Origin of the sequence: Eudoraea sp. (genome assembly GCF_039969275.1) — a bacterium.
Classification (GTDB): Bacteria; Bacteroidota; Bacteroidia; order Flavobacteriales; family Flavobacteriaceae; genus Eudoraea.
Map to the genome: position 1 here is coordinate 20,764 of NZ_JBDVOC010000010.1, position 12,797 is coordinate 33,560.

Annotated in this window: 15 protein-coding genes; 8 read left to right on the top strand and 7 right to left on the bottom strand. The window is 36.4% G+C overall.

Translation table 11 applies throughout. The annotated features are described in order from the left end of the window. Positions 1-90: 90 nt before the first annotated feature. Positions 91-543, bottom strand: coding sequence for an isoprenylcysteine carboxylmethyltransferase family protein (locus ABJH90_RS07990; protein WP_348138123.1), 453 nt, complete (start codon positions 541-543; stop codon positions 91-93). Between the two features lie 76 nt (positions 544-619). Here ABJH90_RS07990 and ABJH90_RS07995 point away from each other — a divergent pair, with 76 nt between their 5' ends. The 5 genes from ABJH90_RS07995 (at position 620) to ABJH90_RS08015 (ending at position 6,722) form a co-directional block, all read left to right on the top strand. Then, on the top strand, positions 620-1,195 hold the full coding sequence (locus tag ABJH90_RS07995; RefSeq protein WP_348138125.1) for a non-canonical purine NTP diphosphatase: 576 nt from the start codon (positions 620-622) through the stop codon (positions 1,193-1,195). 158 nt (positions 1,196-1,353) lie between these two features. Then, entirely contained in the window at positions 1,354-3,159 is a 1,806-nt protein-coding gene (locus ABJH90_RS08000; protein ID WP_348138127.1) for a DEAD/DEAH box helicase, read from the top strand. A gap of 74 nt (positions 3,160-3,233) precedes the next feature. Beyond that, positions 3,234-4,013 carry a carboxypeptidase-like regulatory domain-containing protein gene (locus tag ABJH90_RS08005; protein WP_348138129.1) on the top strand — a complete coding sequence of 260 codons (780 nt, stop codon included), beginning with the start codon at positions 3,234-3,236 and terminating at the stop codon, positions 4,011-4,013. Positions 4,014-4,145: 132 nt separating this feature from the next. Beyond that, a complete protein-coding gene (locus tag ABJH90_RS08010; protein WP_348138131.1) occupies positions 4,146-5,837 on the top strand; it encodes an alpha-amylase family glycosyl hydrolase in 1,692 nt (563 codons plus the stop codon). 72 nt (positions 5,838-5,909) lie between these two features. Further along, complete coding sequence (locus ABJH90_RS08015; protein ID WP_348138133.1) at positions 5,910-6,722, top strand: metallophosphoesterase; 813 nt, start codon at positions 5,910-5,912, stop codon at positions 6,720-6,722. Between the two features lies 1 nt (position 6,723). On the opposite strand, the gene ABJH90_RS08020 is transcribed toward ABJH90_RS08015, so the two are convergent. Genes ABJH90_RS08020 through ABJH90_RS08030 form a run of 3 tightly spaced genes read right to left on the bottom strand, consistent with a single transcriptional unit; the run spans position 6,724 to position 7,947 of the window. Then, positions 6,724-7,101: a VOC family protein gene (locus ABJH90_RS08020; protein WP_348138135.1), complete on the bottom strand. Its 378-nt coding sequence runs from the start codon at positions 7,099-7,101 to the stop codon at positions 6,724-6,726. Positions 7,102-7,110: 9 nt separating this feature from the next. Then, entirely contained in the window at positions 7,111-7,263 is a 153-nt protein-coding gene (locus ABJH90_RS08025; protein ID WP_348138137.1) for a hypothetical protein, read from the bottom strand. Between the two features lie 27 nt (positions 7,264-7,290). Further along, entirely contained in the window at positions 7,291-7,947 is a 657-nt protein-coding gene (locus ABJH90_RS08030; protein WP_348138139.1) for an RNA methyltransferase, read from the bottom strand. Between the two features lie 45 nt (positions 7,948-7,992). On the opposite strand from ABJH90_RS08030, the gene ABJH90_RS08035 reads away from it, so the two are divergent. Beyond that, positions 7,993-8,688 (top strand): NAD-dependent deacylase, encoded by a 696-nt coding sequence (locus ABJH90_RS08035; protein ID WP_348138141.1) that lies wholly within the window; start codon positions 7,993-7,995, stop codon positions 8,686-8,688. Here ABJH90_RS08035 and ABJH90_RS08040 read toward each other — a convergent pair. After that, complete coding sequence (locus ABJH90_RS08040; RefSeq protein WP_348138143.1) at positions 8,651-9,115, bottom strand: heme-binding domain-containing protein; 465 nt, start codon at positions 9,113-9,115, stop codon at positions 8,651-8,653. The two genes, ABJH90_RS08035 and ABJH90_RS08040, sit on opposite strands and share 38 nt — an antisense overlap. Before the next feature lie 46 nt (positions 9,116-9,161). On the opposite strand from ABJH90_RS08040, the gene ABJH90_RS08045 reads away from it, so the two are divergent. Next, entirely contained in the window at positions 9,162-9,740 is a 579-nt protein-coding gene (locus tag ABJH90_RS08045; RefSeq protein ID WP_348138145.1) for an adenylosuccinate lyase, read from the top strand. Between the two features lie 124 nt (positions 9,741-9,864). Next, complete coding sequence (purB, locus tag ABJH90_RS08050; RefSeq protein WP_348138147.1) at positions 9,865-11,208, top strand: adenylosuccinate lyase; 1,344 nt, start codon at positions 9,865-9,867, stop codon at positions 11,206-11,208. 75 nt (positions 11,209-11,283) lie between these two features. Here the strand turns inward: purB and ABJH90_RS08055 are convergent, their stop codons facing one another. Both ABJH90_RS08055 and ABJH90_RS08060 read right to left on the bottom strand, forming a co-directional pair. Beyond that, positions 11,284-12,096, bottom strand: coding sequence for a mechanosensitive ion channel domain-containing protein (locus tag ABJH90_RS08055; protein ID WP_348138149.1), 813 nt, complete (start codon positions 12,094-12,096; stop codon positions 11,284-11,286). Positions 12,097-12,253: 157 nt separating this feature from the next. Continuing rightward, positions 12,254-12,793 carry a DUF4252 domain-containing protein gene (locus ABJH90_RS08060; RefSeq protein WP_348138151.1) on the bottom strand — a complete coding sequence of 180 codons (540 nt, stop codon included), beginning with the start codon at positions 12,791-12,793 and terminating at the stop codon, positions 12,254-12,256. Between the last annotated feature and the right edge of the window lie 4 nt (positions 12,794-12,797).

Here is a 12,797-nt window from a genome sequence, read left to right on the forward strand (position 1 = left end):
TTAAAATATATTAATTAATATGCTAATATTATTAATTATAAATTATATCGCTAATATATAAAATGCTTGCTGAAAGCAACTTTTATAAAGTCAGAACCATCTTCTTACTTTTATACAATAATGTTTGTATTCTTTGCCAAACAAGCTGGCTAATGAGTCTTCTTCAGGTTGAATCTGAAAAGCGTTCATATAAGAAACAAAACCTGCAGCCAAAAGAACATTGAATGCATTGCCCCACCATAGTGCCCAAGCTAATAATATTAGCAGTAAACCCAAATACATTGGATTGCGCGAGTACTTATAAATACCATTTGAGACCAAAGAAGAGGCTTTAGAAGGATTTTTAGGATCTATGCTAGTATTAGCCAGGTAGAACTGAATTAACGCCATACAACTAATTCCTACCGCTAATATCAGTAATGCCTTAATTAGAACCCTTCTTCCAAAAAAATCAAAATATCCAACCGGCAAAAATTCAGCTAACAGGTACATTAGGATTCCAAATATCAAAAAAACGATTGCAGGTGGCAGTTTAAGCTTCATAATAGAAAAATAGCAGCAAATAAAATTACTACTTTTGGCAAGCTCAACAATCTTTTTTTGTGAATTCCTCTGACTTATGGATCTCGTTTTCGCCACACACAACACAAATAAATTAAAAGAAGTAAGTCTTTTGCTTCCAAAAACTATCCGACTTATCTCCCTGGAGGATCTTGGCTGCCACGAAGAAATCCCGGAAACCGAATCAACACTGGAAGCTAATGCACAATTAAAAGCAGATTATATTACCAATCGTTATGGAATTTCATGTTTTGCTGACGATACAGGGCTTATCATAGATGCACTGAACGGAGCTCCGGGAGTCCATTCAGCCAGGTTTGCCGGTGAAGAGAAGGATTCGAAAAAAAACATGGAAAAAGTTTTATTTGAGCTGAAGAACATCAAATCTCGCACAGCCAGATTTAAAACTGTAATAGCCTTAAATTTAAATAAAAAAAGAATCCTATTCGAAGGTGTAGTTGAAGGTACAATAACCAAAGATAAAATGGGTGTTGAAGGTTTTGGATACGATCCAATCTTCATCCCAAATGGCTATGATCAAACCTTTGCTCAATTGCCTATTCAAATAAAAAATGAAATAAGCCATAGAGGAAAGGCTCTTCAAAAGCTTATTGCCTACCTTACTAAGGGTTGAATATATTAAGTTTAGCAACCATCTAAATAAATAAGAGTATCTTTGCCGCTTAAATTGAAGCCGCTGGTATAGCATGTGTTGCGCTGAGTCTAATAAGTTATAAGGATAACCGCTCTATGCAACATACATATTTGCGATTAGGTAAATTATAACATATTATGACAAAATTTGAAGCATTGGGGCTCAATAGCGCCCTATTGAATGCTATAACCGATTTAGGATTTGAAACTCCATCGGAAGTTCAGGAAAAATCCATTCCCCTCTTATTAGAAGATGAAATAGATTTGGTGGCTCTGGCCCAAACCGGAACAGGTAAAACAGCTGCATTTGGGTTTCCTTTAATTCAAAAAATAGACAGTCAAAGCAGGACTACACAAGGATTAATACTTTCACCAACCCGAGAACTTTGTTTGCAAATCACCAAAGAAATGCAATTTTATTCAAAATATGTCAAAGGGTTGAATACGGTGGCCATTTATGGTGGTGCAAGTATAACTGATCAGGCAAGACAAATAAAGCGAGGTGCACAAATTGTTGTCGCTACCCCAGGTAGAATGAAGGATATGATTGGCCGTGGAATCATTGATATCTCCAAAATTGACTATTGCATTCTTGATGAAGCAGATGAGATGTTAAATATGGGGTTCTATGAAGATATTAAGGACATTCTTTCCAATACACCTAAAGACAAATCTACCTGGCTTTTTTCAGCTACTATGCCAAGGGAAGTAGCTACAATAGCCAAAAAGTTCATGCACAACCCAACGGAAATTACCGTGGGAACTAAAAATACTGGAGTTGATACTGTACAGCATGAATATTATGTCGTGGGCGGACGCGATAGGTATTCTGCATTAAAACGCCTTGCTGATGCTAATCCAGGTATTTTTTCTGTGGTTTTCTGCCGAACTAAACGCGATACACAAAGAGTGGCGGAAAAATTAATTGAAGACGGATATAACGCAGGGGCGCTGCATGGCGATTTAAGCCAAAATCAGCGTGACCTGGTAATGAATGCTTTCCGTAAAAAACAAATTCAAATGTTGGTGGCCACAGATGTTGCCGCCCGTGGAATAGACGTAGACGATATCACCCATGTAATTAATTATCAACTGCCTGATGAAATAGAAACCTACACTCACAGGAGTGGACGTACAGGAAGAGCAGGTAAATCTGGTATCTCGATGGTGATAGTCACCAGAAGCGAATTGAGAAAAATTCATGCTATAGAGAAAAAAATACAGCAAAAATTTATAGCTAAAAAAATACCTACCGGAATCGAAATTTGCGAGATTCAATTGTATCATTTGGCCAACAGAATCCGTACTACAGAAATAAACGAAGAGGTAAGTAATTATTTACCCGCTATTAACGACGTTCTGGAAGGCCTTGACAGGGATGAATTAATCCAAAAAATTGTTTCAGTAGAATTTACCCGTTTTTTTAATTACTACAATAAAACCAAGGACCTTAATTCTGCCGAACCTGATCGCGGAGAAAGACGGAAAGGCAGGGATAGTGATTTTTCGAGCAACGGATCTGTTCGTTATTTTATAAACGTAGGAGAGCGCGATGGTTATGACTGGATGTCTTTAAAGGACTTTTTGAAGGATACACTTCACCTGGGTAAAGATGATTTATTTAAAGTAGATGTTAAAGAGAGTTTTTCTTTTTTCAATACAGAAGCGGCGCTCAAGGATCAAATTTTAGAAACATTTACCGATTTTAAAATAAAAGGCCGATTTGTAAACGTTGAAGTCTCCAATAGTCCGGAAGGTGGAGGAAGAAGAAGGGATAGGGGACCAAGGAAGAGCAGAGACAGCAGAGACAGCAGGGACCGCAATAGAGGTCGTGGAAAAAAAGGAGAAGGTAGCTTCTCAAAAAGCGGTTCTAGAAGATCAGGATCCAAACAGGGTTCATCGTCCGGAAATAGACGAAGTAAGAAAAGAGATGGTTTCTATTAGTTAATTGTATATTAAAAAATGTGCCAAGGCATCTATTTTTGTTTTATTCGTATTATAAATTAGCATTGCACTAAATGAGGAAGTATTTATTGTGCTTGTTTTCATTAATCGGTTTTGCCGGAATATCACAGGAAAATGAAGCTGAGCAGAAAGAGGAAGAATTTCAGGCAGTAGTTATTAATGCACAATCCAGTACCCCTTTGGAAAGTGTCCATGTAATAAACCTAAACAAGGTTGTTGGTACTATAACCAACTCCAAGGGCGAATTTTCTATGAAAGCCTCTGTTAACGATACGCTTTACTTCTCATATTTAGGCTTTAAATCTCAGAAAATTCGTGTTACGAATGATATGTTTAAGTTTAAAAACACCAAGATTGCACTCACAGAGCTTGCATATGCTTTGGAAGAAGTAATTGTTAAGCCATATGAATTAACAGGCTATCTTGAAATTGATATAAAAAATCTGCCCATTAATACATCATATCAATATAGCATCTCCGGATTACCCACCAGCTATGAGGCTGGAAGTAAAAATCCCAGTGCGGTAACAAAGGTTTTAGGCTCCATTCTTAACCCTGCGGATCTTCTTCGAAATTTATTTGGTAAACAACCCAACCAGATGAAAAAATTGAGGCTGATAAAAGATGATGATGACATCAGAGATCTCCTTGCCTCCAAATTTGATCGGGAAACACTTACAGAACTATTGCAAATTGATGAATTTGATATTAATGATATCCTTTCTAATTGCAATTATTCAACTTCCTTTATTAAAACAGCCAATGATTTGCAAATATTGGATGCAATTAGCAGTTGTTATGAAGAATTCAAAGTACTTAACAGAAAAAAGTAAAGTAGATGTTAAGGATCCATTCTCGGCATAATTACTTGATGTAGGAATGGCCTTATGAAACAATTTACAGGCCCTTGAAATAAATTTTATTTTTCCGCATTCATTTTATAGCTTTAGACAAAATCTATGAACATGAAAAAACTGCTTATTGCAATCGCAGTTTCTGCACTTTTTTTGACCTGCAAAGAAGAAAAAAAAGAACCCCAAATTCCAGTTTCTACAGCTAAAGACAGCACGCAAATAGTTCAGAAAAAAGTTCCATTTGTCTGGCAGGGTGCCAATATCTATTTTTTATTAACGGACAGGTTCAATAATGGTAATCCCGAAAATGATTTGAATTTCGACAGGACAAACGAAACAGCTCCTTTAAGAGGTTTTATGGGTGGTGATATTCAGGGTATCACAGAGAAAATTGAAGAAGGGTACTTTTCAAAATTAGGAGTGAATGCTATTTGGTTTACACCCGTGGTAGAACAAATCCATGGCGATACAGATGAAGGAACAGGTAATACATATGCTTACCACGGATACTGGGCAAAGGATTGGACCGCCTTGGATCCTAATTTTGGCACTAAAAAAGACCTTGAAAATCTTGTAAAAACCGCTCATAAAAATGATATAAGGATTCTTATGGATGTGGTAGTTAACCATACGGGGCCTGTAACTGAACAAGATCTGGTATGGCCGGAAGATTGGGTAAGAACTACCCCTGTTTGTGAGTATATTAATTATGAGACGACAACAAGTTGTACTTTGGTTACAAACCTGCCTGATATTTACACAGAATCTGATGAAGTGGTTGAATTACCGGATGCATTATTGGCTAAATGGAAGGAGGAAGGAAGACTTAGTAATGAATTGGATGAACTTCAACTTTTTTTTCAAAGAACGGGGTACCCCCGAGCTCCCAGGTTTTATATCATTAAGTGGTTAACAGACTACGTTAATGATCTGGGTATTGACGGTTTCAGGGTAGATACGGCTAAACATGCCGACGAAAAAACATGGTTAGAATTATATACGGAAGCTTCCAATGCATTTGAAACCTGGAAAAAAAAGCACCCTGAAGAAGTTTTGGATAACTCTCCATTTTACATGGTAGGTGAAGCATACGGGTATGAAATTTCTATGGGTAGAAAATTCGATTTTGGTGATAAGAAGGTCGATTATTTTGAACATGGCTTTGAAAGTCTTATAAACTTTGAACTAAAGAATGATGCCAAAAAAACTTACGAGACAATATTTAAAAAATACAATCGCATCCTATCCACTAAATTAAAAAACAAGGGTGTACTTAATTACATGACTTCACATGATGATTCAGAACCCTTTGACAAAGATAGGGAGAGACCGTATTATATGGCGAACGTACTTTTCCTAACCCCGGGAACTTCACAGATTTATTATGGAGATGAATCTGCCAGAGATCTTACTATTGAAAACACTGAAGGGGATGCTACTTTGAGATCATTTATGAATTGGCAAGAAATTGATAGTCTCCAGGAAACTAAAAATATTCTCACCCACTGGCAGAAATTGGGGAGTTTTCGGCGTAATCATCCTGCCATAGGGGCCGGAAGGCATAAGCGCTTGGGTAAAAAACCTTATGTTTTCAGCAGAACCTATGTGAGTGGGGATTACAAGGATAAAGTTGTTGTAGGACTCGATTTACCGAAGGGCAAAAAATCGTTATGGGTTAAAGGCTTTTTTGGAGACGGAACACAACTTTTTGATACCTACTCCGAAACTCATGTTGAAGTGAAAAATGGAAAGGTAATCCTGGAAAATGATAATAATATAGCGCTCCTGGAATTAGCAGATTAATTGGTGTTCTTAAAGAATAGCATAGTCCATTTTTTGAATCCATAGGATTTATGCTTTGAATTAAGGGTTTTTATGAAGATGAATAGGAGAAATTTTATCGTTAAGTCCTTTTTAGTCCTGCTGGGATTATTTTTTTTTGACATTTTTTGGTTCGAGAAAAATGTAATTCAATGGACAACCTATGATCTTTCCAAATCGGATAGTAAAATAAAAATCGTTCAATTAACTGATTTACATATAAAGGAATTAAAATCTTTCCATAAAGCTATTGCCAATAAAATTAACCAAGAGCTACCGGACCTAATTTGCATTACGGGAGATTCCGTCAACAGCAACAAGGGATTAGCTGTTTTAAATGAATTTTTGGACCTTATCAGCAAGGAAATACCCAAGGTGGTGATCATGGGAAACAAGGAATATGAGGGGAAAGTAAATATAAATTCTTTCAGAACTTTAATTGAAAATCACAATGGCCAATTACTTATTAATGAAAGTTTAAAATTCTCAGCTGCCAACAGAAACCTTCTTATAATTGGTGTTGATGACTTAATTAGCGGTGATCCGGATTTCACAAATGCCTCAACAGAATATGATAGTTCTGAAGAAGCTATTGTCCTCAATCATTGTCCTGAGTACAGTGATGAAATAGCTCTTTTAAATGAAACTCAAAAAGTAAATATTAAGCTCATATTATCTGGCCATACTCATGGAGGGCAAATAACATTTCTTGGGAAAGCATTTTATAAACCAGGCGGCAGTGGCAGGTTCTTAAGAGGATGGTACAAACTCAATGATATCAGAATGTATGTCTCCAAAGGCATTGGAACAAAATATATTCCGATTCGAATGGGTTGCAGAGCAGAAGCTACTATTTTTTATGTTTAGTTTACCGCAGGGAATGTAAAGCTATTCTGTTTCCCTCTGTATCTTTCAGAAGTGCCATAAAACCATGCCCCCCTCCTATTTCTTTTTTCTGTTGAATTATAGATCCTCCGGCATTAATTACTTTGGACAATTCCATTGCAAGGTCTTTGCACGAAAAATAAAGAAGTGGACCTGCCGTATCACTTGGAACATACATCTCATGCTTAACTAAAGATCCGGAACTACCTGTTTTGTCCTGGACACCCGGGAACCAGCCCATGATAATTCCGCCCAAATCATGAACAGAAATTGAAATATCAAAAACTTCCTCATAAAACTTTCTGGCTCGTTCCATATCTTCCACCGGTATTTCGAACCATCCCACCATATTGTGATCCATTGTGCTAAGTTATTTTTCCAAGATATCTTTTAAACTCACTAAACCTTCCTCAAAATCTTTGCCTACAGTCTTATCCATGTTCATAAAAAGTATCATGATGCTCACTGGGAACTTATTCTTGCCAGAAAAACCCCAGCTAACTTCAGTCTCATTTGCACCCATTTCTTTTACCTTTAAATATAAAGAAAATTAATTTTCCTTCCGATATCTTTCTATTATTTCATCAATGCTTTTAATAGACTTTTTAGTCCAATCGAGTCGTTTTTCCAAAATTTCCTCTTCGGTTAGGGACCATGGTAAATTTGATCTTTTGAGTTGTAGTGTTAAATTATATAATATAATAGCTGCAGAAACCGAGATGTTGAGACTCTCCGAAAACCCTGACATGGGTATTTTTAAAGTACCATCAGCTTGCTCTAAAACCTCGGGGCTTAAGCCTTCTTTTTCGGTTCCAAAAAACAAAGCCATTTTATGTTCTAATTTAAAATCCTCTAGCAAAGTGGAGTCATTATTAGGCGTGGTAGCAATAATCTTATATCCATTGTTTCGTAAATTGTGTATGCAAGATTTTGCATTAGAATATCTTTCTATATCCACCCATTTTTGAGCTCCCATTGCTATATTTTTGTCGACACGTTCTCCAAATCGGTCTTCAATGATATGCGCTTTCTGAATACCAAAAACGTCACAACTCCTAATTACTGCGCTTGCATTATGCATCTGAAAAACATCCTCAATGGCCACAGTAATATAATTGGTGCGCTCTCTTAAAACATCATTGAATCGTTTTAGGCGTTCAGGTGTAATATAAGTTTCCAAATACGAAAGCAGATCAGGATCTATCATTAATCTAATTTAAGAAAAATGTATCTTTATAAGAGACCCAAAATCATGCAAAAAAAAATTGTTGTACTTACAGGAGCAGGAATGAGCGCAGATAGTGGAATTAGAACTTTTCGAGATGCGGACGGGCTTTGGGAGGGACACGACGTAATGGAAGTTGCCTCGCCTTTCGGTTTTGCAAGAAACCCCTACTTAGTATTGGATTTTTACAACCAAAGGAGAAGGCGGTTGTTAGATGTTATCCCTAATCCTGGTCATAAAATGCTGGTTGAACTTGAACAGCACTTCAATGTCACAATTATTACACAAAATGTAGATGACTTGCATGAACGTGCAGGCAGTTCTCATGTTCTCCATCTTCACGGTGAACTGCTTAAAGTTCGCAGTACGGGTGATGAAACGATTGTTTTAGATTGGAAAAAAGATCTAAACCTAGGTGAGACTTGCTCAAAAGGATATCAATTGCGTCCTCATATTGTTTGGTTTGGCGAGGAAGTTCCATTATTATCTGAAGCTGCACAAATTACTGTAACCGCTGATATTCTTATTATTATTGGAACGTCGATGCAGGTATATCCTGCAGCCGGTCTCCTAAATTATGCAAGACAAGGCACACCCATTTATTTTGTTGATCCAAAACCAAGTATAAATGCTTCAGATTTTGAAAACCTCACAATTATTCCAGCTAGAGCAGCAAAAGGGGTTCCTACCTTGGTAACGGACCTAATCCGTAAAGAGCTTTAGTACGCCTGGCCCATTCCAGAATGGCTTCGCGTTGTTCCGGAGAGAGTCTGGCTTCCTGGTGAACCCATGTATATTCCTTTAGAGGCATCTCAGCTTCTTCAATCACCTCAATCAATTCTTCTAATTTGTGGTTCTTTTGCCTTTTGGTGTAATTATCCCAATCAGACAAATTCAAATCTGCTTTAGCATCTTTGACATGTTCCGAAAGCCACCACGATACTGGTGCAATATTGTTGTACCATGGATATTCGGTATTGTTGCTGTGACAATCATAGCAACTATGCGTTAATATGGTTTTAACATTTTCAGGAGGATTAGTTTCATTTATGAAACCGGCTAAATGATTGCCCTGGTTGATGTTCTTTTCCGGTCTGAAAAACTGGATGGTAATAAAAAGAAGTAATAGCAATTTTGCTATTTTTTTCATTACTTTCATTTGGGGGTGCTTTTGTCGGGCCAAAATACAAATTTTTGTGACTAAATCTGAATTATTCAAATCATTAAATTATGTGGATGGCACTCGCGATAAACGCAATGAAGTAACGAACATTGTGTTAAATAAGCGTCATTCTATTTCACCATTGATGGAAATTGCATTTGAGGATAATGGGTTGATTTCTTCAAAAGCCTGCTGGATTTTGGAATTTGTCGCCAAAAAAAATCTACAGCTAATCCTAATTAACATTGATGGTTTTACCATGGGAATGTCTAAAGTGCAATTAGATTCGTCTGTAAGACCAATAGCTAAAATTTGCGAAATTCTCATGAAAGCTTTTTTTTCTAAATCAAAAAATGACGTCCAGACGAAATTAAAGGACTATCACCTTGAAAAAATAACTGCCTGTTGTTTTGACTGGCTCATAGGGGAAACTAAAGTAGCAGCTAAAGCGTATTCTATGACGAGCCTTTATTTATTAAGTAAAAAATTTGAATGGATACGACCTGAACTCCAAATGATATTAGAGCAAAATTACAGTTTAGGAAGCGCTGCTTATAAGGCGAGGGCCAGACATATTCTAATATTAATTAATAAGAAAATTAAGAACCATTAAAGAGTGACAAAAGTATTTTAAGCAGCTTACCTCAAAAATCTTAACTATCCTCTTAATATACTTTTAATCTCCCAAGCATATAAGTATCTTTACATCTTTCAAAAAATAATCAATCCTAAAACATATGTCGTTAAATCAGTTAAACGCCATTTCACCAATTGACGGCAGATATAGATCCAAAGTCGATTCCCTTGCGAATTTCTTTTCGGAAGAAGCGTTGATAAAGTACAGGGTTATGGTTGAAATTGAATACTTCATAGCGCTCTGTGAATTAGAACTGCCTCAGCTCCCTAAATTATCCGAGGATAGAGTCGATTCCCTACGAAATATTTTTGAAAACTTTAGTGTGGATGATGCTTTGGCTATTAAAGAAATTGAGAAAACCACAAACCATGATGTAAAAGCAGTTGAGTATTTTATTAAGGATAGGTTTGATTCATTGGGTCTGGAAAAATATAAAGAATTTATCCATTTTGGACTTACTTCACAGGACATTAACAACACAGCTATACCTTATTCCATAAAAGAAGCTATGAATGAGGTTTATGTGGCTGTATTTATGGAATTGACAGCGGTTTTAAGGGCTTTAGTCAAAAGTTGGGAGGATGTACCTATGCTGGCACGAACTCATGGACAGCCTGCATCCCCAACTCGTTTGGGCAAAGAAATTAATGTTTTTGTTGTGCGTCTCGAAGAACAGTTTAACCTTTTAAATGATATTCCAAGTGCGGCGAAATTTGGTGGAGCAACCGGAAATTATAATGCCCATAAAGTGGCTTACCCAGATATAGATTGGCAAAATTTCGGAGAAAATTTTGTTCAGAACAAATTGGGATTATCCCATTCCTTCCCTACTACTCAAATTGAGCATTATGATCATATGGCTGCTTTATTTGACACACTTAAACGTATCAATACCATAATTATTGACTTAAATCGGGATATGTGGACTTACGTTTCCCTGGATTATTTTAAACAAAAAATAACCGAAGGAGAAGTAGGTTCTTCAGCGATGCCACATAAAGTAAATCCTATAGATTTTGAAAATTCCGAAGGTAATTTAGGAATTGCTAATGCTATTTTTGAACATTTATCTTCGAAGTTACCTATTTCACGTTTACAGCGCGATCTAACGGACAGCACTGTGCTTCGTAACGTGGGAGTTCCCTTTGCGCATACCATAATTGCCTTTAAGGCAACTCTAAAAGGACTAAACAAATTACTGCTGAATAAAGTCAAATTTGAAAATGATCTGGAGGACAATTGGGCGGTTGTGGCTGAAGCTATACAAACCATCCTCAGGAGAGAAGGATATCCCAATCCTTATGAGGCATTAAAGGGTCTAACCAGGACCAATGAACGTATTAATAAAAAATCGATTGCAGAATTTATTGATCAGTTGGAAATAAAAGAAGAGCTAAAGACCGAATTAAAAAATATCAGCCCCAGTAATTATACCGGTATTTAAAAAACTCTTCTATAGTACATAGAAACCAGATCTATTTTACAGTGCCCTTTATTAAAGCTTCAATGCTAATATGTGCTATTCCTTTTTAAGTACTTGTAAATGCGGGTAAGGTATTTCAATTCCGGCTTTATCAAGAGCAACTTTACAACCCTCAACTGTACTAAAATATACATCCCAGTAATGCTCTGGTTTAGCGAAGGGCCTTACCGCTAAATTTATGGAACTGTCGGCCAATTCAGATACATTTACAGAAGGTGCGGGTTCCTGTAGCACTTTTTCATTAGAAGTAAGGACACTCATTAATACCTCTTTAGTCTTTTTTATATCTGCACCATAATCCACTCCAATTTCAATATCTACTCTTATTTTACCCTCAGCCGTGTAATTAATGATATTACCATTGGCCATAGCCCCATTAGGAACAATCGCTAATTTATTTTGAGGTGTAATAAGTTTTGTGGTGAAAATCTCAATTTCTTTAACGGCACCTAGTACTCCCTGTGCCTCAATTAAATCTCCTATTTTGTAAGGTCTAAAAATCATGATTAATACACCCCCCGCAAAGTTCGACAAGGATCCCTGCAAAGCGAGTCCTACAGCCAAGCCCGCAGCAGCAAGTACAGCAGCAAATGTAGTTACATTCACCCCTAATTGGGAGATGACAATTACAATTAGAAATATTTTTAAAGCCCAGGAAGCCAGATTTAGAAGAAATCTCTGTAAAGATTCATCATACTTACTTTGGGACATCGCTTTTCTGGAAGCCCCTATTATCTTCTTTATTACCCAGGAACCAATTACAAAAATGAGTATTGCTCCAATTAGTTTGGGACCATAAGTTGTAATGAAGTCTATACCTTTGTCAATCCAAATTTCTGCGTTTTCCATAGTGATTAATTTTTAGTATTATTTAGATTAGGAAGATATAAAATAGCCCAGAGAAAATTAAATCGAATTAACACTTTTAAATTTATTTTACTTTTTAATAACAAAAAACCCGTCCGGAACAAATCCGGACGGGCTTTATTAACTAAAAATATTTAAGTTATCCTTTAAGAAATTGGCCTATTTCGCCAAGTCCTTCGCCGTTGAAATCAGATTTTTGTATTGCATTCATTAGCTGGATAATGTGGCCGGGATTCATATCCTTACCCAGAACCCTTATGATTGCAAAGCCTTTATCATTACTGCTGCCATAAATAATTACCTCATCTATTGCATTTTCATCACCAAGGTACTTAATAACCCCTTTTCCGTACTCAGAATTCAGTTTCATAAGTTCCACAAAATCTTCATTCTTTAAAATAGCATTTACTTTTGCTTTTTCAACTTCATATTCGGCTTCATTCTCGCTCGTCTTTTTAAAAGCCAATAAATTCAATTTCTTCAGTGACTGTAATGCCTCTTGTTGCGTTTCTGATAAATCTTGATTTTCCAAATTTAAAATGCTCGTTGGAACATCTAATGAAATGAAATTAGGGTTTTCTGAATTATCCACATAATATTCCTGGAGACTTTGAGTGGAAGAACAGGCGAAAAAGGCTAGCAAGCTGATTACAGAAAGTACGTTTATTATTTTTTTCATTTTG